This is a genomic window from Psychrobacter sp. PSi21 (assembly GCF_054960615.1).
In genome coordinates, this window is the sequence record NZ_JBHNYR010000030.1 from 1 (window position 1) to 23,528 (window position 23,528).

14 protein-coding genes and 1 tRNA gene are annotated in these 23,528 nt (G+C 35.4%); 5 read left to right on the forward strand and 10 right to left on the reverse strand.

The genetic code is table 11. From position 1 onward, the window contains the following. The first annotated feature begins 144 nt into the window (after positions 1-144). The 3 genes from ACFI32_RS14420 (at position 145) to ACFI32_RS14430 (ending at position 3,285) form a co-directional block, all read left to right on the forward strand. Positions 145-834: a class I SAM-dependent methyltransferase gene (locus ACFI32_RS14420; protein ID WP_462627318.1), complete on the forward strand. Its 690-nt coding sequence runs from the start codon at positions 145-147 to the stop codon at positions 832-834. 286 nt (positions 835-1,120) lie between these two features. Further along, on the forward strand, positions 1,121-2,140 hold the full coding sequence (locus tag ACFI32_RS14425) for a hypothetical protein (protein WP_462627319.1): 1,020 nt from the start codon (positions 1,121-1,123) through the stop codon (positions 2,138-2,140). An 11-nt stretch (positions 2,141-2,151) separates the two neighbouring features. Next, on the forward strand, positions 2,152-3,285 hold the full coding sequence (locus tag ACFI32_RS14430; protein ID WP_462627320.1) for a hypothetical protein: 1,134 nt from the start codon (positions 2,152-2,154) through the stop codon (positions 3,283-3,285). A gap of 294 nt (positions 3,286-3,579) precedes the next feature. Here the strand turns inward: ACFI32_RS14430 and ACFI32_RS14435 are convergent. The 6 genes from ACFI32_RS14435 to ACFI32_RS14460 form a co-directional block, all read right to left on the reverse strand. Further along, positions 3,580-3,653 (reverse strand) — tRNA-Asp (locus tag ACFI32_RS14435). Positions 3,654-4,267: 614 nt separating this feature from the next. Beyond that, a complete protein-coding gene (locus ACFI32_RS14440) occupies positions 4,268-4,825 on the reverse strand; it encodes a hypothetical protein (RefSeq protein ID WP_462627321.1) in 558 nt (185 codons plus the stop codon). A gap of 17 nt (positions 4,826-4,842) precedes the next feature. Continuing rightward, the gene (locus ACFI32_RS14445) at positions 4,843-7,896 is read right to left on the reverse strand and encodes a tyrosine-type recombinase/integrase (RefSeq protein WP_462627322.1); all 3,054 of its coding nucleotides are present in this window, start codon (positions 7,894-7,896) and stop codon (positions 4,843-4,845) included. Then, on the reverse strand, positions 7,893-10,391 hold the full coding sequence (locus ACFI32_RS14450; protein WP_462627323.1) for a hypothetical protein: 2,499 nt from the start codon (positions 10,389-10,391) through the stop codon (positions 7,893-7,895). Before ACFI32_RS14450 ends, ACFI32_RS14445 begins: the two co-directional genes overlap by 4 nt. A gap of 117 nt (positions 10,392-10,508) precedes the next feature. Continuing rightward, entirely contained in the window at positions 10,509-11,684 is a 1,176-nt protein-coding gene (locus ACFI32_RS14455; RefSeq protein WP_462627324.1) for an Arm DNA-binding domain-containing protein, read from the reverse strand. Between the two features lie 2 nt (positions 11,685-11,686). Next, positions 11,687-11,902, reverse strand: a complete 216-nt coding sequence (locus ACFI32_RS14460) for a hypothetical protein (RefSeq protein ID WP_021813684.1) — start codon at positions 11,900-11,902, stop codon at positions 11,687-11,689. Positions 11,903-12,038: 136 nt separating this feature from the next. Here ACFI32_RS14460 and ACFI32_RS14465 point away from each other — a divergent pair, with 136 nt between their 5' ends. Both ACFI32_RS14465 and ACFI32_RS14470 read left to right on the forward strand, forming a co-directional pair. Then, the gene (locus ACFI32_RS14465; protein WP_462627325.1) at positions 12,039-12,248 is read left to right on the forward strand and encodes a helix-turn-helix domain-containing protein; all 210 of its coding nucleotides are present in this window, start codon (positions 12,039-12,041) and stop codon (positions 12,246-12,248) included. Between the two features lie 227 nt (positions 12,249-12,475). Then, on the forward strand, positions 12,476-12,754 hold the full coding sequence (locus ACFI32_RS14470) for a hypothetical protein (RefSeq protein ID WP_462627326.1): 279 nt from the start codon (positions 12,476-12,478) through the stop codon (positions 12,752-12,754). 488 nt (positions 12,755-13,242) lie between these two features. On the opposite strand, the gene ACFI32_RS14475 is transcribed toward ACFI32_RS14470, so the two are convergent. The 4 genes from ACFI32_RS14475 to ACFI32_RS14490 all read right to left on the reverse strand — a co-directional run. Further along, on the reverse strand, positions 13,243-16,428 hold the full coding sequence (locus tag ACFI32_RS14475; RefSeq protein ID WP_462627328.1) for a hypothetical protein: 3,186 nt from the start codon (positions 16,426-16,428) through the stop codon (positions 13,243-13,245). Between the two features lie 92 nt (positions 16,429-16,520). Beyond that, positions 16,521-18,710: a hypothetical protein gene (locus tag ACFI32_RS14480; RefSeq protein WP_462627329.1), complete on the reverse strand. Its 2,190-nt coding sequence runs from the start codon at positions 18,708-18,710 to the stop codon at positions 16,521-16,523. A 16-nt stretch (positions 18,711-18,726) separates the two neighbouring features. Beyond that, positions 18,727-22,545, reverse strand: coding sequence for a hypothetical protein (locus ACFI32_RS14485; protein WP_462627330.1), 3,819 nt, complete (start codon positions 22,543-22,545; stop codon positions 18,727-18,729). Between the two features lie 249 nt (positions 22,546-22,794). Beyond that, positions 22,795-23,528, reverse strand: a 734-nt coding sequence (locus ACFI32_RS14490) for a hypothetical protein (RefSeq protein WP_462627332.1), incomplete at its 5' end; no start/stop codon positions are given.

Consider the following 23,528-nt stretch of genomic DNA (forward strand, 5'->3'; position numbering starts at 1 on the left):
CGATAGTACACGCCCTAGTCATGGTTCAGGTTTTTTTATGCGCACAACCTATCATAGATTTCACTTTAAATAATAAAATTAAGTTGATCAATATTAAAGCATCATCTATTTTTGAATAAAGATAACAGTAAAAGTAGTGACGCTATGACACCCGAATTTTGGCAAAACGCATGGAAAAACCAGCAAACAGGTTTGAATCAAAGTAAGCCTAATACCATGCTAGTACAGTATTTTTATCGATTGGCTGCTCCGAAAAAAGGGCGCGTCTTTGTGCCATTATGCGGTCAAAGTATCGATATGCTGTGGTTACTATCAGAAGGCTATGATGTGGTAGGTGTGGAGTTGTCAGAGCTTGCGGTGAGTCAATTTTTTGCTAAATACAATCTATCCGTGGTTGCTACCCCACATTTGACCCAGCCCAGCATGACTGCCTATCAAGCAAAGTGGCAGGAACAGACACTTACTATATGGGTCGGTGATTTTTTCGACCTCTCCTCTCAAGATATTGGGCCTATTGATGCCGTTTATGACCGCGGCGCACTGGTCGCGCTACCCGATGATATGCCTGAACGTATGCGTTGGCATTATACTCAGCACTTGGCACAACTGACCAACTATGCCAGTCAGCTATTATTGGCTTTTTCTTACGATAATAAAGAGAGTGAGTATCTTATCGATGATTCAGGCTTGCCACCCTTTTTAGTAACATTGGTGCAGCTAGAAACCTACTACGGGGCGCATTATCAAATCCAACAGGTAGCAAAAGAGCATGCCGAGTATGTGTCTACCAGAGGCGACTCAGGGTATCGGTTGGCTTACGTATTACAAACTTAATGAATCTGTTTTAAAAATACTCAAACACAAAAAAAACCCAAACAATCTAATGTTTGAGGCGAAACTTGTATAAACGGATTATCGAACATAATGGTTAATACTATGATTATCCTTCTTGGAAAACTTGGTATCAACATCAACCATCATTTCAAACCAATCTTACATTAGTAAAAGAACCAATGTAGCCGAACAGTATCGATAAAAAACCAGAGCAATAAACATTATTTGCCTTTAATAATCATTTATATTACTCTAAATATTAAAATCCTATAAAGAAAATCTTGTCATGAATCAACATTTCTTCATTAATATATGCTACTCATTCGTTATCAAAGATGAATATCTATCTTTCTTTAACGAGTATCCTAACGATCTAATTAAAAAAATACCAAGCTTACCGAAAGATATATCGGAAATTTTTACCGACAAAGAACACTTAATAAATCATAGAATAATAGGTCTTTTTCCTAGCTACATAATAAATTTTTATAATAACTTAGTAGAGATCAACAACTCCCCCTATCGATTCAATGTTGTTTTTAGCTTTTCTAAAGAAATAGAAACATACGATCCTTTTGTACTAAATGTTACTGATAATATGAAAAGTGATGAATCAAAAAATATAATTAATATATATGATTTAAGCCATGAACATATTTCAAAATGGATAAATAAAAATTATATAAACTTATATGACAGTGAAAAATATATTTTCTCAGAATTTACTGATATGTATAAGGATCATAGAAGATCATTGCTTGATGTGGATTTTGAATTTTTAGAAAATTTTTATACTAGAGTTAATATAGAAGTATTAGAGTCAATTCAACTTAAACTAAGAAAGCATGAACCATCTGACTACTTTCAATATGAATTGAATGCACAACAAGATGCTGTTAAATATATAAATATAATAAGGTCTCATATCAGGAAGGCATTTGCTACATGTCAGAACAGCGCTATGCCTGTAGACTACCTTATTAGTGACACATCAAACAATCTAGACTTCCTGCTTGATAAAAATAGCTACTCTGCTAATGCTTTAAGACATGAAGGTTATAAAAATGAAAAGCTTTTAGAGACAACTATTAAAGATATTAATCAAAATAAATTAACTAAAGCATGTGGAGACAACTATTACTTAAAAGCGTATATTGATGAAAAAACATTAATAGACTGCATTATTGGTTTAAGATGTGCAAGCTTTGCAACTCCAAATATAAAGTTATCTATTGCAAATAGTAAAGTAGTAAACAAACTAGTAATTTTAGGTAATTGTGATAGAAGTATAGGACGAAAAAAATAAGCAAAATTTTTTTGAATTTATTATATGAGTTAGATTGTAAAACTACTGGCTGGTATGATTTCTTGGACGAAAAATACTACTCAAAGATTAAATTAGTTTCCAACTTACCTTTAGAGTGGTCTACTCATAACAATCTACCTTTGATGATTCGTCATGAAGTTAGTAGAATCCCAGTATCGCCTGGCTATATATCTACCAAACTATTAATAGATACTGAAAATCTAATTTTAAATCCAGAACAATTGTGTACAATAAAAATAATAAGTTCTTTTAAGGAAGAAGATCCAATTGGGAATGACTTAAAGAAAAAATTAATACTACTAAACAACCTTGAAAATATAAAATCAAAGAGAAATATTAAAACCTATGAAGCACTTACTAAAAAAATAGATTCTAGCATACTAAATAAAAAAGAATATGATTTAGATATTAGGTTTCATAGCGTAAAGAATAGAGAAGAACTCGTCTCATGTCTTAATAATGAGCCCACTGCTATAACTATCTTCGATCTGCATGGTGGACATACTGAAAATGAATCAGGGTTCATATCGTTGGTTGAAGAAAACATATCTATTGATAAAATAATTAGTGAAATTGAATATTTATCACCTATTATTGTATTAAGTGCATGTGATACCAATCCTATAGACCGAAATCATACTAATACAGCTAATGCATTTTTGAATGGTGGCTCTAAAACCGTTTTAGCAAGCGCTTTACCAGTTATGAGTCATGAATCATCGGTGTTTATCTTTCGACTCTTACTTAGAATAAAAAGCTATCTTCCAAGAGTCATGGAGAGCTCTAGTTTGAGATGGTCCAATTTGGTTACAGGGATGCTTAGACGCTCGTACTACACAGAACTAACTTACTTATTGAGAAAGAAACAGGCTAATAAAGTCTGGTCTGATGACGAGTTTGAAGATATGAATTTTAAAATTGGTATGCTACTAGACCCTTTGGATTATAATTGGCATGAAAAAATTATGAATATCATCATAGAAACGTTTCAAATTAATGCTCAGATTTTAGAGAAATTTATCGATGATCATTTTATGATGCCTGAATGCTTAAAATACATTCAAATAGGCAATCCTGATTTAATTTTAATTGAATCGGGAGCACACATTAAGTTGAATAAATAACTGGTCAATGTTATATATTACAAGCTCATAGGGTGATATTTCATATTATTAAATAAGTATCTTCGTTACCAAGTGCTTATAGAGCACTTGGTAACCGATTTTCAAAGCATAGAGTGCTTGCAAGAAAACTTGTCATTCATGCATTGTTAAAGAGTAGAGCATTTCGTAAAGGTCAACATAGGGAAAACATCCAACCCTTATAAACACAGGCTTTTGGCATAACTACAGACACAAAAAAACCCCAAACAATCTAATGTTTGGGGCGAAACTTGTATAAAACTTAAGTTTTAAATATGGCGCAGCGGACGGGACTCGAACCCGCGACCCCCGGCGTGACAGGCTGGACAAGGGAGATTTTGTTAAATTGCATTAGAGTACATTAACATACAAAACCTTATAATTAAAGGCTTACAGAGAAATCTATCTGACGACGCTTAGCATAATTTAAAGTTATTTATCAAGTCATATATACTAATTTTGGTCACTTATAATGTATAAAAATTATACTTTTTTGATAAAAATACGTATATTTTTTATACAATTAATTTGGATAATATTGCTAGAAGTGCCTTAATATACATCCCAAATCTTCTAAAACTCGTACTCCACCGCCCTATTTTTAGCGAGGAGCTATTGGATAAGTTTGAATGGATTTGCATATTACCTGATAAGAAACGCTTTGCATTTTTTGCCTTACTAAAGGCACTACCGAGCACTAAGACCACACCTTTTAATAAGCAGCGATTGGCTACTTTAGTAGCGCTATTCTCATTAGGCAGCATGTACTATAAAAAATACTTGCCTTCGATATTAGCCGCGTCTCTTTGACAAATATAGCATTGCCACTGCCTCTTATTTTTTTGGACTATTTTCAATGTTTGGTGCGCTGATATTGTTCAGCAGTCAGTCTTTGTTAACAGAAAATCAGAATTTAAAACCGCATGCTAGACAACAATAAAGTTTCACTATTATATGGTTTTAATCATGATTTGCACTGCTTACTGATCGTATCACGCTCCATATCTAATAGACTTGCAAAGTCAATCTGGCATAGGTAGCCCTTATCTCCATCGAATAACGCGCTCCAAATCCTGCTTTTATACTCTTTGCTAAGTATTCTCAGTTGAGGCTCCATCACCCCAGGCTTTTTCAAGGATAAAATTGAGATAGACCTCATAAAATCCAGATAGATGAAATCTACAATATCTTGCTCAAACTCAGCTTTACTACTTTTTTTAGATTGACTGTAACTCTGGAATAGCGTGTTATCAGCACTCATGTTATTAATATCAAACAAGGGGTTAAAACAACCTCCGATTATACGATAAGTATTTGTCCCTGACCCCTGACTAATCATTGAAATATTATTTATTGGCATACCTCTGTGGTACTCTAATTTAGCGGTCATATCGGATAAAAAATTTTGTTGATTGCCAAGCAAATAGGCTTCAGTGATTAGCTTATACAGCTTTTTAGCTAGCGGATGAAGACTAATCACTGTCTTACTGTTCGGTGTTACGGTTTTAGACGCTAAATTCATTATTTATTCCTAAGTTGTTAAGACTCTTTATCTACTATACGATCACCGATCATAATAAACACATAATGACAAAATATTTGCAGTGTTCTTACGGTCCATGCGCTGATAAGTAAACTAGACTCAGACCTTTCTTCAATTCGATCATCTTCGGTTTGGCTCACCAATGAGAGCTCCATCCGTATTTTTTTCTGATATTCTGCGCCTTTAGTACTGCTGTTATCTACAAAGTCTATTTGGGAAGACACAAATCTTTTGATTATGGGACGCCACTGTTTTAGGTTATCGCTACTTGCTTGTTTATAGTTATAAACTTTTAAACGTATGTCCTTTTTATATACCAAATTTAAGAGAGTTTTTAGATAGTCATTTAATATATCAGAGTCATTAAAGTTAATATGATTTTTATAATATTGAGAGTTTTTGAGCGTATACAGCACAAACTGATGAATGAGATCTTTGCCATCTACCTTGTATAAGCCTCGAAATTTACTGGTCATTTTTTTCATTAAGTCTCTGTCTTCAGCAAATCTATCTAAAGTTGGCAAGAGATGATGACTACTATCAGGCGCAAATAGCCTTGATTTATTATGAATGGTTTGAAAATCAGCATGATTTCTAAGGTACTGAGCATTACTAAGCCAACTGTCAAAAACATGCTTCTCTATCTCAAAAATATCTATTAACTCAGTATGCGTATAGTCTCCTTTTTGCGTATAAGCATCTAAGACTTGACGCACCTCGTCAAACGCGTATTTCTTACGTTTCACGCTCATTGGGTTAATAAGCTCATTTTTAATTTTAGGCTTTGCAAGTGGCTTAGACTTTATTTTCTTAATAAAATAGTCATTTATAGCAATCGGATTGCTTTTAAGCTCGTTTTTTCTGCGTCTAGGCACACCTAGCACGTCACTGTGTTCAGGTTGTAGCATGAAGTCTATATGATAAAGAAGTAGCCCTAGCTCAATATCTGTCAAATGGACATAAGAAGCAAAAGTAGTGCTTGGGCTTGCATGACCCGCTATGCCAGATAATGCATATATTTTTTTATACTGTATCGATGTTTCGATGTAGTTCAGTATTTCACGTGCCTTATCTTCATCATAAGGCAATAAGTCTTTTAGCGCCTGCAAGCTGCAATGTTCATAGTTATCAAAACGATAGCTGTTATCATATAAAAACGACATGAGCTGAAAATTGGTCAGACAGCTGTGCCTCAAATGATGAGTCGTCAAGTATGCAAGGCCAGTGGTGCCTTTAATCAAGTCTGTTAAAATACGTGACATATCACCTGACAGATAGGGTCTGCCAGCTTGACTGGCTATGAGTGTATCTCCCGCGCTTTGATGCCGTCTGAGTACTACTCTTTTAAGCAGTAGCATATCTGAGTCAGTTAATAACTGATTTAATAGTACTCGTCGTAGTGCAGAGCTGGTTTTGTTGTTTCCGTATTTATTATCACGCACTTCTAGATAAGCTGATGATCGGGCGACATCTCTTAGCCTTACTTTTACTATTTCGCCTATTCTAAGCCCGCAGCGTTGACCTAGTATCAATGAAAGCTGTATAGCCTCTGACTCATCCTTAGCTACCTTAAGGTTTTGAGCATTAATTAGGACAGCTTGGAACATGGTTTCTGATAAATAGCCCGTTTTATGATGCGCTCGAGTTGCAGAAGATAGCGGTGCGATAGGCTCAATATTAAAACTGTTAACCATATACCGATGAATATCGTCAATATGAGCAGCTATGGTGTTTTTGGCTTTTTCAGTTTTGCCAAGTTCAATCAATTCATTATAGATATCCTCAAAGTCGTCTGCAGAGCAGTCATAAAAATCCACGTGTTCAGTTACAACCAACCAGCGATAAGTGATCATATTGCTATAGGTTTGAATACTACTGACTTGACAGGTATCAGTTTTAGACAAAAGCCATCCTATAATAGCCAATTCATTCAAGGGGGCGCTATCAGAAAGTAAACCTTGATAAATTTGCTCTAAGTCAGCTGTAAAAGTAATTTTTGAGACTTTTTGACCTTTTTTTCTTTTAAACAATTTTGCAATTTCTACCGCTGTGGTGTGATTAGGCTTTTTGAGTTTGACCACGCCATCGTTTAATGCGTGAAGCTTTAAGTCATAATGTATGTCAGCGTGATGACTGATATCATAAGCAATAGATTGCCAATTATCCCTTGGTAGACTGTATGTATTCTCATCACCAGTAATCAGATACCATGTGTGCTCAGGGATATCTATACCAAGGTAGTCTTCTAACACATATATTGCTCCTCTCAAAAATTTACTCAACCCCATATCCAATGGAGTCTGGCTATTTGATTGTCGCATTCGTAGGCTCGTATATAAGTCCTTTACTTTAACACTATTCGTTTTTAGATCAGATTTTGGTTGCTGATGGTATAAGTCGATTAATCGTGCGGTTAATGGTGATAAAAAGACCTGAGCTTGATGTACCGCCTGTGAGGCTACAATAGTATTTGTATGATACGTCGTATCGTCAATAATAATATTGATTAAAGGCAAACCAAAAATAGATTCTATGTTTAATGAATCATCAATGACGTTATTTAAAATAGCCTGCAATACTGGCGCTTTTAGTACTGCACTATGAAAAATAAGCGACAGCATCAGGTCCTCTAATACGAGTTGTTTTTTATTAGTTAGATCACCCATCCAGCTGATATAAAATCTAAGTATTTTTTGCCCGTCTATAAACCATGATTCAGTACGAAAACTCTTTGGTCGCTCGGAGACTACAATATATTTTGGAAATCCCAAATTGACGTCATGATCTTCAATATAGTCTTGGCAGTAACGGATGGCTTCGTTATATCCGTGGACATAGCTGAGATAGTTACGAAAATTTTTATGTTTTTTTAGTTCGTGATCAAACTTTTGCCACATAACGTTAAATACTTCTTGCTGCTCCTCTGATTGTGCGACTACATCAAGATCAACGTACTTTTTAACCAAACGTTGCGCTCGTTTGCTGCTTTTCTCTAAGTTTATATTTCTGTTGTTCTCTCGTTTTTCAATACCAGATGCACGTTGAGTCACTTTCTTCTCTCCAGTATCATGGCCTCAAAACCAACATTTTTAAGCACTTCATCCAAGTACACCGAAAATCGTTTTAATTCGCTGCGTTTAAGGCCGCTATAGCGATTATAAAAATCAAAACCAAGAGCGTCAGCATGTCCCATCCACGCTCCAATCAAATCGTGACTAAAGCTTTCATATATTGAACGATCATTTATAGAGTATAGACCCTCCTCAATGGCTTGAAACGATCGGACAAAATGACGATGCCAATTCATAGGTAGATTGATATGCTTAGACAGCCGTTCATGAATGTAGTTTTTGTTGAGAGGAACTTCGGCAATCCTATCAGTTTCTTTATCAAAATTAAGATAGACGATCAACCCAATATGACTTTTAAGAATACTTTGGTAAATACCACCAAGCGGATTATCTAATCTGGATAAAATACTAGCGTTCTTCTGCAAAAAGTGAACATACTCTTGAATTTGTTCATTTGCCATATCTGGTAGATAAATGAACCGTCCTTGTGTGTCTTTATGATTTTCTTTATCACTAATAAAAAATTTCTTAGTAAGAGTATCGATATGACTGAGCCTACCAAATGGTTCACTAACAGGACGATAACCACTCGATATTGATAGCATGATATATAAATAATCAGTGAGCATATTGTGCATCTCAACCATTGATTCGAAGTCGTCAAGACGTCTATTATCAATTTGTGTTTGTAATCTATCACGTAGTATAGATACTACATGCTCCAAACGTATTTCACTAACAGCTAAGGCACTGCCAGTTTGCTTATCCCAGTAACCTGTCGCCTTCTCATCCAATAGAGTAAAAAATTTATAGACATATCTACTAGAGCAATGATGATCATCAATCATAGTGGATATGTGTTTAATAAAGTCGTACTGGCAGCTATATAGATCATATTGACTGACGTTAAAATAAGGGAGCGCTGATTGATGATTGATAGGCTGTTCAGTTAATACATCTATCAAAGCAGTATCACGTCCTTTTTGAGTTAAAAAGTGAGAAATATAGTTTTTAACCTTGTTTATTGTAAGCCTGGTTCTATACTCTTTATTGATACTTTTAAGCTGATTACTTGCTTGCTGTATAACCTGTTCAAAAACTTTTGGACTTATATCGTTTGCAATGCAGTAATGCAATTTGCCTATAATTTCAGGAAAAAAAAGCGTAAGACTGTCTCTATTATCAGCACACAGGCTAGTATCCCAATTATCTTGAATGACACTTCGGGTTGGCGTAAATTCTAAAGAATAGTGATAAGACTGATAGCTTAATTTAAGGTTTTTAGAGATGAATATGTTAGGTAGCCCTGATAATAAAAGCATTAGCAAATAGAGCGCTGCTTGATGATTGATATCAAAATCAATGTTTATATTATCTTGATCATATATATCGTCTAACTTTTCTAACTTTAGTTCTAGTAACGTAGTCATTAGGCTATTGGCTAAGACCTTAATGTCATCTGGATGTGCATTGTTCACATCTGTCGCTTGACTCATAGTGCGTTGATGGCGGCTATTTACTTGCTGCTCTGCCCGTACTCTATCTAAATAATAATTAGTGGGCTTTGTAATAGATATCTGCTCAAATGAATGCTCTTCATCATCTTGACGCTCTTCTGCTTCAAAAGCGCTATTATCGTCAACCACTTCTGTGACTAAAATTAAATCACTAGTCATATTTCCTGTGGTGTCATCTATAGATTCCGAACCATCGACAAGCTTCTCAGCCTGTTTGACGTTACGTGTGATACCAGATTCATTCTTAAAGCAGTTTTCAATCGGTAAAATAAACTCATAAATATAGTTTGATAGTTTTTCATTTACTTCATCTTGTTGTTTTGATTGACCTCTATCGTCCTCAGTATGTTGATCTTTTTCAACAAATTTTTTTAAAGCATCAGGGTCTGCTTTTTCCCAGATATCATATAGCTCATTACCTTTTACTTGCTCAAGTGTCTGTCGTAATTGTTGTAGTCCTCTAATTTGTGGAATATCTGGCAAGAAAGGCACTAAAAAACTTCTAACTTTGTTTGTCAGATAACGGCACTCGTTTAAGGTTGTCTTAATACGGCTATCATAGTCTGTTAACTCAGCCATTTTTAGACAAAGCAAAAAATAAACCGCGCGATATATATTAACTTTAAGGCAAGGAGCACGGCTTGCTAGAAACGCAATAACGTAGCGTTCACCAATTTCTTGTAAAAATGATTTGTCTTTAATGCCATTATCGTAAATAGGACTCTTTTTAGGATCTATTAAATCCGAGTTAGAACGCTGTTTTTCAATCCAAGCAGATAGGTATTGGTGCTCTTCGGCTAGCTCAGTTTTGTAATGTGAAGGCGTAATATCTAATAAAAAAGTAAGTTCAATAAGTAGACTTTCGATTTCGTGATTATGACTTAGTTCTAAAATATGTGGATTTAGCCATTTTTCAATATTATTACTCTGTTTTGAGTTATTATCTTTATCAGCCATTATTCTGCCACCATTACAAGCTATTTGAATAACTGTAGCTGCATTTATATAAAGCATCCAGCGATAAAATAAAAAAAGACATCTATTCGGATGTCTTTTTGTTAAATATAGTCTTTTTCATAGGTTTTGTAGTATACCTCGGTCTTTCAATAGCTTATCCAGCGCACTTCCGTCTTGATGAGTTAGGTTTGGTACATAGCGAGAATACACTGTGAATAGCATTTTTGTGTTGCTATGACCCATTTGCGCAGCAATCCACTCAGGCGACTCACCAGCAGCAAGCCAAAGCGTCGCGGCTGTATGTCTGCTTTGGTAAGGATTACGCTTATCAAGCTCTAAATATCGTAGTAACGGATACCAAACTCGCTTGGTCACATTGCGATGGTTAAAAGGAGTACCTGCCTTTGTGCAGAAAACGAACTCACCTTGATGTTTAGTCAGGATCTGCTGCTCAATCAACGCATCATAAACCAGTTGGTTCATCTGAATAACACGATTCGAACCTGAGGTTTTAGTTTCGCCTATGACACCATTAACGACTGCCTGATCAACGATGATTTGTCGGCGCTCAAAATCTATATTTTTCCAAGGCAAACCATCAATCTCACCTGTACGCATACCTGTAAAAAATCGTACGATATAGTAAGGCTTATAATCTGCTCTCACGTTATTGATAATGAGCATGACCTCTTCTAGAGTAAAAGGACTGACATTACTTTTAGGCTCACTGAGTGGTTTTACATTCTTCCAAGGGCTGTCAAAATCAAAACGCTCAGAGGCTTCAGTAAGCACCATACGTAATGGCGTCATGATATGGTTAATGCGAGACGCTGATAAAGTTCGTCCGTTATTACCCTCTTTAACTAACTTGCCTCGAAAAGTCATGATTTTGGCTTTGCTAATGGTATTTAGCGGTACATTACCAAAATGAGGAATTAGGTAAATTCTAAATATATCTTCCACATTAATTATTTGAGAGTCCCGCCATTCCGGCTTTTTCTCCTCTAACCAGACTTTGCTAAAACTATCAAAGCCTGAGCTTGAGTCCTTATGACTATTCGTTGACTTCATAAGCTCTAAGCTTTGAAACTGCTCAAGCTTTTTACTTTGCGGAAAATAGTTTTCATAACGAAAACTACCTAATTGAATGTCCGCCTCCATTTTGCTAACGAAATTTTCTAGACGCTTTCGATTAGGCTTAGTGTCTGCCAGTAAAGTTTGCTCTCTACAACGTTGACCTATGTATCGGAAATCTACATACAGGTTGCCATTACGGCTATTGATACTCGCCATGATTACGCTCCCGCTGCAAATGGAATGTTATCGTCGTAGCCTGTCAGCATTAACTCTTCAATCTTTTGCCATATAAAAAGGATTTTTCTACCTCCAAATGGTTTGATGTAATGAACGCCCTCAATGAATACCGCATCCTTAAGTTGATTGCGTATTGTCTTGCTGTCATATTTGATACGTTGTGACAGCTCTTCGGTTGTTAAGTAGGTATAACTCATAGTAAAATCCTTACTAAAGATTAAAGTGTTATTATCTAATAGCTTTATGACCTGCTATAGAACATAATTTACACTAAAAATTATCTTTTGCAAGTTATTTTTACCTACAGTAGATTATTTTATTATGGAGGAGGTTATGGTGAAGTGTAATTTATCTAGAATTATGGGTGAGAAAAGACTAAAGATCGCTGATGTATCTAGAGATACAGATATCAACAGAGGCACAATCACACGTATGTATAACGAAGAAGCGACCAGAGTGGATCTAGAAGTGGTAGAAAAGCTGTGCTTACATTTGGATATTGAAGTGGGCGACCTTTATGAGATAGTTAAGGAAGAAGAGTAAACGCTTCTTCTTTTAAAATTCAAGATAGTGCTGTACGTATCAGTTATCACATCAAATGATATGCAATAAAATATACTTTCTCAAATGAGTTAAATACACTATCCAGTAACAAAAAGTTCTATAGAAGGTTATTTTAAGTTGCAATAGCTCAAAATGTATGTATAATTTCAACTGTAGGAAGTCATTACGACCAGCAGAAAGAAAAATTAATCTATAGGAGATTATACATGAACACATTTATTAAACCGCTGAATGCTTCAATTTGGTTAAGCGCTGAAGCAATATCACTATCTACCAAGCTTATGGTAAACCTGCAAATACAACAAGGCTCGCAGTTAGCGAAAATGCTCGGTGTAAATCCGATATTTTATAATGACGAGGCGATTAGAATATGGGTGCAACGGGAACTAAATGAAGGATTAGCGCTAAACCGTTATACATTGATGAATCTTGAGACCAAGTTTTTGGCCATTATGAATCATTACGAGATTCCTTATTCGTTGTGATTAATGTCAACTATTTGGTTTGGAGATAACCATGAGCTTAAAACTTATTTTTAGCGCTAATATCGGTCAATCTGACATACAACTATGCGAAGATTATTGGGCATATGAGCATGATGGAAGGTATGTAGAGTATGTAAAAATGCTCTGCAGACAATACCATATCGATTATCATATTTTGTTTGGCATATTAGCAGAGTGTCAGGCTTACTTAGATGATATGCACTGTGAGTACTGTGGACGGCCGTATCAACTCGATGTACCAGCAGATATACCTTATGTCAGAAAACAGTCGTCTTGGTTTTGCGAACCATGTATCAGTTTTTCTGGCGGGCAGCTTACAGTTGGCAGATGATTGTCCGTTAAATAAAAAGCCAGTTAACCTTGCGGTTAACTGGCTTTTTATTTAACGGACCTGTCACACAATAGGCGAGCAAAACTTTTACTGAAATATCGTAACTAGCTTTTAATAAAGTTAGGTTAGTTGTCTCTTATAGGATAACTATATTATCATCAGGATAGATTGCCATCTTTTCTATATCGTTATTTTCAACTTCCCAAGCCTGCTTGATAATAAGTTGTTTTTTGCTAATAGTTAGACTCAAATCTGGACACAGCTTTCCATTAACTACAAATGCTGGTATTAATTTATAACAACCAAACTCATTGTATGACTCTTCAAATCTAATCCAGTTGGAACTGTCACTAGGTGTCATTGTCTTAATTTTGGGTATGACAGTAATTAATTTCGCATTATTTTTCTTTTGAATGTTCTCTAATAATATAAATCGATAATGATCAGGATTATTTCTATCAATTCCTCTAATCACAGAAATACGAAGTTTTTCAGACTGATCTACATGTGTTATTTTTTCTACTAAATCACTAAAGATACTTAATGCATATTCTCGATTTTGAAAAATTAAAAATATGCATGGTGGTTGATCTGAACATTCATAACCGACACCTTGCCATCCAGCTGCATCCCATAACTCAGGCCTAATGAGTGTAGTCATAGCAATATCTTTGTGTGTATGTTTTTCTACGTCAAAAAAAGGCATATGTTCACTATCACCTATTTTTATAGATTCTGAATTAATTATAATTTCTTTGGAGTCGTTTATGTCCCATGGAATTTTTCTAAGTAGTGGGTAATGGGTGCCTTGAGTCAGTTTTTCGAGTAAATCATCATGTGAATTCTTACCCAGAATATTATAAATAGCTCCGAAACATGTTTCAAACATCATTGATCGAGCAAAAATTTGATCTTCTTTAATCAGCTTTTCTAGTGTTACTTTAGAGTTCTTAACTAAGAAACCCTTATCAATGAAGTCTGCGACAAAGAACATAAACCATTCGGCTAATCCATGCCTACTGTTTTGGTTTAGTTCTTTCCAAGTAAAAGGGTGGCAAAGTACTTCAAAGACTGAGCCTCTATCATTAACAGTATATTCATGAGAAATTAGATTTTCAGGGTCTTCAAATGAGCTTATATCAATACTGATGATCGGTATCTTTGCAATGATATTGTCTATCAACGCAGTAGCCAAAAAACATTCAAGACTACTTATAATTGATTCAACTAGTTCTATAAATGGTGTTTTATTTGGGAATGATACAATTACTTCACAACCGAGAATTTTGACAGAGTGATTATTATATTTTGCTATCATAGGTAACACTGTTGAATTTGGATGGCCTATATCACAGTCCCTCATTAAGAGCATATAATCATGTATTTCTTTATCAACTTCCTGTTTTAATATGTCTTTTATTCTGGGTTCGTATCCTAAGGCGTATAGTAAAGCTATTTCAGATGCAACCAAACCTAAACTATCAAAGTCATCTATTAAGAACTCGAACTCTCGAACTGAATCTATGTTGCAATTCAGCAAGAGGTGGGCTATACAAGCATCAAAGTCCTGAACTTTGCTATTATCTATATTTTCACTATGAGACTGTTGAGAAAAAATTAATGCTAACTCTAACCAAGTTATTGCTTGAGCAATCCGACCTGTTAGAAGCTCTTCTCTAACGAGAGAAGAGAATACTCCTATTGTTGCTGGTAAGATGATCCTATGCTTGTACCAGTAATCCGTTAGCATTGAAGCTGAACGTAATAAGCTACTCCTTGCAGCCCAATGTAAGTCAACTTGTGAATATACACTTGATAATATTATATTGGCATAGATCATCTCTTCAAGCGCTTCTTCCTTATTTAAACCTAGAAGCGTTTTTCCAATTAATTTAATAGCTCTGTAATAGTTACCTAATTCTGCCTGTCTGACACCACGCTCAAGCGATATTTTACTAGTCTTTAAATCACCGTTTCGTTTGATAGATTGCGCCGTTAGATAGTCTTGTAACGCTTGATAATTTGGATAATCTTGGAATATATCATCCAAATCATCAATGAATCCATAAATATTTTCGAATGGAAACCCTATTAGATATTCACCTTGTTGACATACTTCCTGAATTCTTTTAAAAATATCTTCCATCTTGTCTTTATTGCCGAAGTTTTGAACAAGCTGTAGCTGAGTTAAAGCTATTTCCGCTTGTAAAGCATTACTAGGTCTGCTTTTATCTTTGATGATCTCGTTTAACTTAATAATGGTATTAGTTTCGATATTGTCGACTGTGCAAGCGTTTTGTTCTTTATCTTTATCTCTATGTCGATGAGTAATCTGTATAACTAATAAAGTAACAAAGTCTGCCCAAAGAATAGCATTACTGGATTCACTGATTGTTTCGTATGCACTTTTGAAGTTGAGTTCAAAAGTTGCGAAGTCTTCGTGCCAGTAGTATGAAGCTCTTGCGTAATTGTAATAAGCTTGGAATATTTGGTTTGTTGTACCAAACCTTTGAGCTATTTTAACAGCTCGGTCATACAATCCTTGTGTCTGTGATGCTGGATTTTCGAGCTGCTTATTTAAATCAGCAACTTCTAAAAAGGTATCTACTTGTTCGTGAGCGATTTCATCTAGGTTAACTTCTTTATTAAGCTGGGTCTCTAGTTTCTCAAACCTTTGCTTCTTACTGTAGTCCTCAGCGCTGAAGCTAATCTCTCTTTTAAAGTTAGTTGGAATTCGTAAAGTGTCAATAGCAACATGTTCAAGCTTATTCTTATAAGTCTCGTCTAGTAACCAACTAAGATCTAAGATACAAACTTGAATACCGTATTGGCTTGATAGCTCATCTTCTAACTTACTTCTTTGATCAGCTTTAGCAAGCTGATTTGTAATACAAAAAACCTTAGTATAGTCTCGATTGGTTTCAACTATTTTTTCAACATCTTTTTTACATTTTGGTTTCCAAGTTTTTTGAGTGCTAATTGCAAACGCCCAACGGTCATTATTAGCATCACTATTTATACCTACATACCAGAGTAGTTTGTTTTGCTCAGAGACTGGAAAGGTCTGTGTGTCTGTTTTGCCATCGCCACCTGCTACAGGACCAGTTTGCTTAAGCAAGTTTGGACAAATAGTTTTTTGGCATATCTCTTTGACAAATGTTTCAAATTCTAGCTCTTTACTTTTCGAGTTTAAACTAGATAAATAGTATTCGAAGTGCACCCTATCAAGCTGGTCGGTGACTATTTCTTCAGAAGATGAGAATTGTTCGGGGCGTCTGTTTTTGAGGAACTGCTTAGGTGTAGGTAAGGCGTTTATATCCATGAATTTTTTCCTACTAAATTTATTTAAAATATGACGAAAGAATTATGAAGCTACCCATCTAATCAGATAGCATTCAACCTACGAAATACATACTATAAACTCTCCTGAATCCTCACAAACTCCCTCAAATGTTTAAATAAGAATGGCAGTACTGTACTCTGACGATGCCTAATATGGTGAGCATTCATTAATTCAAATAATTGTTCAGGTGCCTCACTCAAAGGCTTTTCTGAATGAATCCTTCTCATTATATTGAAGTTAGTAATATCAGCTTTTAGATTAGAGGTTGAACCAGAAAAGTAAGACTGAGTCTCTTTGCTATAGAAAAATCCTTTGACGGCTTCAAGATAGCCTTGTTCCTTACCTCGCAGACTAGTATTGAATAAATACCCATGGGTACGATCAAGCCAATCGATAAAATCCTTATCTTCTCGACTGCGATAACCAATTTTGTACTGAGCAAACGTTTTGTAAGTTAGCTTTGGTTCACCAGCATGACTTTCTATTAGCTCATTGAGCTTACTAGCAATATTTGGACTTTTATCACTATCAACAAAAACCTTTTCATCGTCAATCAGTGCCAAGTATTCTTTTGCCCATTTAACTTCAAAACCATGATTATGTGCTTTGTGAAGCCTTTTCATAATGGTATCGACTTTCATGAATTGTGGTAATGGTAAGCAGTTACTCTCACGGATAAGATAAGCAATGCGATCGCCATGAGGATCACAGATTATAAGATGGTCATCTTTATGCAATACGCAGTCTTCGCCTAATATAGAACCTATCATATCCTCTATGTCAAAAGCTTCTGGTTCGATATCTTCGTATTTGCAGTATTTAAGGCTATTGTCATCGACATAATAGTTGAGTACATCATATGCAATAGGTGGCTTAGGTCCACGACCTTTGTTATCTTCTTCATAGACGCCAGTAATGCACTGCCAGTCTGTTAATAATGGCTTACTTAGAATCATTTTTTCGAGCATAACTTCTAGCTTTACTAATATTTCAGTTAAGCTATTATCAAGCATATGCTTATTAAGTTTACATTGATCACCAAAGAGACTCTCTATCGTCAAACTTTGTTTTATCAAACGCTTATTTTTGATTTCCTGAGCAAATTGTTGATAAGGATCTGTTATCTCTCTACTTTCGTAATAGTTTTTGTCATGATGAATGATGAAGTGAATAGGCTGATTATACTCTGCATTCTCGACTTGAAACTCTTGCAAGTTATCATTTTCGATTGTAGCTATGATGCCCTTTGACTCTAAATACTGTTTTACTTGATTTGTATAGTCAGGATTATCTGAATCTATATCACATATATAAAACTGTTGAGCAGCAAGTAGTTTATAAATGCGATTGTAGTTTTGGTCGGTATTAGTATCTGTAGAAAAGCGACGATACGAAGTAGGTAAGGCCTTCCATTTAAGCTTAATGTAGGGGTTTAGCAGATGGTCAATATCACGTTGAAATTGTGCTAACACGCCAGCTTTGGATTTGAAGAATTTATCTGGTCTTTTGCTATCGACAACGATCATATCACTAGACATACGGACTTGTTTGGCACCTAACTGAACCCCTCGTTTGATGTAATCAGTATCATTATTAGATGATGGTTTAGATTTTCCTTTCTTTATATGATCCAAAAAGGGTGTCACATTAAAGCTTGGTTGCTTTAAAATCTTGGCAGGGTAATTACCATTTTTATCTTTATGCATATCTCTAGGGGTAAAAGTCCTCCCTTTTATAGTAATAACTGATTCATTGTTATCAAACTTATAAGGCTTGATATCTAGCTCAAAAGCGCGAATTACCTTATTATTAAGTATCTTTTCTATGTCCTGAAAATAGTATAATCCAACACCTTCAGAGGCTGGGATATCCTCAACTATACTATTATCAGGCTGGCTAGATGATGCATTGTTCTTTGTGTCGTCAACTGAAACTAATTTTAGCTGCTTCAGAACAGGTATTGCTTGAATCAACATTCTAGCAAGATCACGATCTTTGATATTGTAAAGGTCATGAACTTGGTCTATGGTAAAACTGGGGTAACTTGCCCTATCATCTACCTTGTGAGAGCACAGCATTAAATAGCGACCTGACTCAGGTTTGATTAATGACAGTGGTTTGATCAGATCATATACTGCCGTTATTACTAATTTATAGTTTTCGCCCTTCATACTGTCTGCGTTGACTTGGTAAATAAAGAAGTCTTTATTTATTTGGTCGTAGTTAAGCTCAAAATTGACTTTATTAGTAGGGATGCTCATGTTTTTATTCCTTTTATTATTCGCTTAACCATTGTTTCAAAGCATTAACTGCAAATAGATTTGTTCCAGCATCTTTTGAATCAATTATTCCGGAAATCGTCATAATTTTTGCATGTCTAGGACTAGATTCTAAAAAATTGGCATCGTAGTATCTGATACTTTCCTGTTGATCAGTCTCTTGCAGATCGTCCATAAGATTACATATAACGAGCTTATGAATAGGTTGGTTCTCCATATCAGTAGACCGGCTCTGCTCAGACTCAGAAGGCCGGTCAACTGCATGGCTCTGACTTAACTGTTCTATCTTTCTCACAAATTTAATCATTGCAGCTCGTTTTACATCTTCTGGTACTTGGCCCCAAGCTGTTTTATCCCAATGCTTAAAATCGATCCAAGCTGATTGATTCTTATAGCTAACAATATTGTCGAAAACCTCATAACTTTCTACTGACAACTCGGACAGCCTAAAACCATAATCTTCTAGGATAGCAGTACCGCCAGACTCTCCCAAAAATCCTTTATAGATATTGGTAAACATAGGTGGTGTCATCACATAGTTAGCATTGACGGACCAATGAGTGGCATATCCCTTCTGTTTGAAGTAGTCTGCGATAACTGGGTTTTTTCTTATTACGTCAAGTCGGCAATCTCGCTCTGATACCTCACGGTTACACCTTTGATCAAAGAATCGATAGCTCCCAAAATTAGTCTCATTCTCATAACTATATTGATAACCGCTTTTAGTATCTGGCAGCTCTAGATAGTAACGTCCATTCGGATGAGGGGGGTTATTATCATGATTTGGGTTAGTGGCGATGATATCTCGCATCTGTTTCCAATTCTCAATAGTAGTTTGACGCTCTTTATTATTAGCTAATGAGAGCTCGTTGATATTTTTTAGTAACGTATTGATATGTTTATTGGTACGTGCAGAAACCTTTGTTGCCATACTCTGCAAACGTTTGTCTTTTTCAATCCTATCGTCTGATGATATGTTGTCTCCGTTTAACTTGTATTGTTCTTTTGCATCATCAACGAGAGCACGATACTCATGCGATACAATTGCATTAGGACGATTATCTTGCGCTAAGATAGGTACCAGATCTTCATCGTACATTAAGTATATATGTGGGCGTTTATGGGCTGTACGATTACTACGTCCAATAGCCTGCTCAATATCACGACAACAAGCAGAGATGTAGTCAGAGTTTTTGACGTTGTATATCTTATTCTTGAGATCTCTACAGGCATTCGTAACACTGCCAGATTCAATTAGGCTATGAGTCCACTTATAGAGCGCCTTTTCTGATAGTTGACCAGCCTCTTTCAGTGCCATCCCTTGAGCCAGTAGCGTTAATCTAGACTCTAGTGCTCTTTGTGGCTTATCATCTGCTGAGATAATGTGAGTACATTTTTCTAAGTACATGGTGTCAATATCAGTTCGATTACCGTATGACGTGGGTGCTACTAGTTTTAAGTTATCTGATTCCCACTCTGCAAATTCATAGTCGGGATTAGCACCTGATGCTAGTGTTTGATAAGTCGTTAATACAATGACTCGATTATGGCTCTCGCTTAGTGTCACTCGTACTTCATTCTCAAACTTGTTAGTCTTAAGGTAGTGAGCATTTACTCTAGAAAAGAGTTTAGTTTGTATGTTGCCAGTACCTGCAGAGTATTGCTTATCTAAGGTTTTGATATATTTATCTAAAAACTCTCTAGTTTCTTTATTTAGGAAACGATTTAGCATTGCCATCATGTAGCGATTACTATGCTCTATGCTATGGTAAAACTGCTCTATGGCTTGACACAGTTTATTTAACCAAATTAATTTGTACTCAGACTCACTACTGTCTTTATTGCTGTTATCAATTAAGTTCAAATCAAGTAAGAGATTTTTTTTAGTTATCTCGAAGGTGCTAGGTTCATCAATATTAGGTATTTGATTAGCATATTTGACTGAACAATAGGCTTTGAGCAAGAATATTATGCTATTTTCAATTGTTGGCGTATGTAAGATAACGCTATTATCTTTATAGTTACGTTTTATATGATAGTAATCAGTAATAGACTGATTTTCACTTTCGCTTAGAGCTATAAATTTCTCTCCCAATCTATATGAAAGATAATCTATATCGAAATTATGAATGACACTTTTACAGGTTGCAGTGGCGCTAACGCCAATTACAGTTGCTCCTTGCTCTACATAGTTTGCTATCATTCCAGTGGGAGAAACTTCAAATCCATGATGATAAAAAACAACACTATCTTTAGTATTGGGTGGGCGATCTATTTCAATCAAACTAATACCGCGCGTGTGATAGGTTCCGTCATTACCTTGGTATGCATGTTTGTGACCGGAAAGTACGCGCAGTTGCTGAAGAATATCGCCTTGTAGCTCATACAGATTAAGCTGATGCAAAATGCTAGCAATAGCTACTTGACTACTGGCATCGTTAGCTTTCTCATTGAGACCACGAGTATTCTTTTTAAAATGTTCTACAGCACTAACTATTAGGTAATTAAAGCGTTTATTAGCCCATTGATTTAGCTCATTTAAGAAAGGACTAAATAGTAGTGATTCACTGTCGTCGCTCTCATCGGTTTGCTCAGTAATTTCAGCTTTAGTAAATATAAGGTTTTGATAGTTAAAGTCATCTTCTGAGAAATACAGAGGCTTATTAATATTGGTAAAGTGGGTTGCCAGTTTATCTGAAAAAAGTAGAGGATTAGGTTTTGTGTTGCTTAAATCATCAGCCATATTAAAACTAAGGTGCAATCGATGCTTGGTAATAAAATCTGTTAACCCTTTAGTATAGTCAGTGATTAGATCCGAGATTCCATCGTATTGAGGTTTACGACACAGATCGCTGAATTGTAGATTACTATGAATAGTCTTGGCTTTTGAGAGTAAATCATTCTGCACTGACTTTACCAAATGTCCCAAGATTTCATCATTTTGACGGTCTATTTCATCAATAATTAAGCTGTGCTTACCCATATCATTGACAAAGTGATACTTGCCTTTTGTTTGATGTACGCCAAATAGAAACTTGCTGGTAGTTAAAAACACGGCTTGCGCTTGGTTATACTCCATCTTTATAGCGGGAATCAATGTAGAAACTTTCTCTATTTCATATGCAGTCAATTTGGCAGACGTTGAGTCTCCTTGCTTCTTAACAATACTGCTAAATATCAATCCAAAGGTTTCAACTAGGACCTGTTCGACATTATCCTCAAATGCTTGTTTTATTAAATAGTTTTCTGTTTTGGTTTGCTCGAGAGTTTCTAACTGAATTCGGAGTTTAGCTAAGTTGTCATGAACAATAGGATTGCTAATATCAAAAATTTCTAATATTTCACTGATGGAATCATCTTCGATACAAGACTGAAGAGAAGTAGCTGCTTTTGGAGAGTATACAAGGTGGGATTTCAGCCATTTTTTCTGTTCCGAGTCTAGACGAGTGTCTTTATCTATGAATCCACATAGCTTGTCATAGGCCTCCTTGACGTTGTTCACAGAGTTGGTAATAAAGACGAATAAAGGTAGTTTGTTAGGTTCTTCATCTATACGCTGCTCACTTATCAAGGACAATTGTCTTACGACTCTATGCAGTATGGCTTCGTGAACTACAGCAATCAAATTATGAGTTTTACCTATACCTGTCGGAAAAGGAATCGGCAGAAATTTTCCATCGTTCCTATCTTCGAATATGAGGTGCTTAGCCAATAACTGAGATATAGGATTTTCGAAATACTTTGGCTCTTGTAATAGTCGAGTACTATCAAAATTCTCAAATGGATGAGTATGTTGCCTTCTTATAGCAAATGTCATTTAGATCTCCTTATCAGTAATATTGGTTTCAATATTACTAATCTACTATATTCAGAGATCTTTACAATAGTTAGCTAGTTGGTTCGCGACATATAATGTCGTTTACTCATGCTTTAGCGAAATAAAACACAATCGGTGTGCTTATATCTATATATGATTTAGTTTGACAATATGCGCTATTTTAAAGTACATAGGTCTTTTTAATCCAGTTTCTTAATATACGACCTAACAATCATTAACTGTTGATTATTAGATCGTAGCAATGCTTATCCACCTTATATCTGAAGGCTGTAAATACCTATTGGAATTCGATGCCATAAAATCTGATAGAGTATTATCAATTTCTGTTACAGCTTTTTTACAATAATCTTTATTGGGTAAAACCATTGCATTATCGATAGGATTTGATTTGATGAGAAAAATATCCAGAGCATTGTTTGGATTGATAATTAACTGTTCTGATGAACGATAGCAAATACATAATTGTTTTTTAATAATATAACCTTGAAGGTCTTGCCATTTTAAGATTGAAGTGGTGATTTCAGTAAATTTAGCGGTTGTATTAGCATTAATTAGAGCTGAAAGTCCACCGAAACTGTAGCTCGTTGCCTGTTTGATGAAATACTGCATAATAGGAGATGATAAATCAAGCAGGTGCGTTGCATTGCGAACACTGGCAATGGTCCTATCTGTTGTCACCTCAATAATTGATGCTTTACCAAGCAAAATTCTAAATTTATTCTGTAGCTCTTCGTTAAATCGAATACGGATAGTATTTATTTCAGAATGATAGGTATGTTCAATTTTCATAATCTCTAACATACCTAGTACAAAATTATGGATATGACTAGAATCAATAACTACCTCATACTTTAACTCGTCTACATTACTACTAGCTGCATAATCCAAAAGTTCTCTCTGCTTCTCTACAGCATTTTTGGCATTATCAAGTGCATCTTGAATACGTTTATGAGTACGAGTTA

Bases quoted from the DNA above. Each gene is read 5' to 3' on its own strand.
- ACFI32_RS14460 (WP_021813684.1), bottom strand. From the start codon at position 11,902: ATGAGTTATACCTACTTAACAACCGAAGAGCTGTCACAACGTATCAAA.
- ACFI32_RS14470 (WP_462627326.1), top strand. From the start codon at position 12,476: ATGAACACATTTATTAAACCGCTGAATGCTTCAATTTGGTTAAGCGCT.
- ACFI32_RS14450 (WP_462627323.1), bottom strand. From the start codon at position 10,391: ATGGCTGATAAAGATAATAACTCAAAACAGAGTAATAATATTGAAAAA.
- ACFI32_RS14440 (WP_462627321.1), bottom strand. From the start codon at position 4,825: ATGAATTTAGCGTCTAAAACCGTAACACCGAACAGTAAGACAGTGATT.
- ACFI32_RS14425 (WP_462627319.1), top strand. From the start codon at position 1,121: ATGAATCAACATTTCTTCATTAATATATGCTACTCATTCGTTATCAAA.
- ACFI32_RS14420 (WP_462627318.1), top strand. From the start codon at position 145: ATGACACCCGAATTTTGGCAAAACGCATGGAAAAACCAGCAAACAGGT.
- ACFI32_RS14485 (WP_462627330.1), bottom strand. From the start codon at position 22,545: ATGACATTTGCTATAAGAAGGCAACATACTCATCCATTTGAGAATTTT.
- ACFI32_RS14475 (WP_462627328.1), bottom strand. From the start codon at position 16,428: ATGGATATAAACGCCTTACCTACACCTAAGCAGTTCCTCAAAAACAGA.
- ACFI32_RS14465 (WP_462627325.1), top strand. From the start codon at position 12,039: ATGGTGAAGTGTAATTTATCTAGAATTATGGGTGAGAAAAGACTAAAG.
- ACFI32_RS14455 (WP_462627324.1), bottom strand. From the start codon at position 11,684: ATGGCGAGTATCAATAGCCGTAATGGCAACCTGTATGTAGATTTCCGA.
- ACFI32_RS14480 (WP_462627329.1), bottom strand. From the start codon at position 18,710: ATGAGCATCCCTACTAATAAAGTCAATTTTGAGCTTAACTACGACCAA.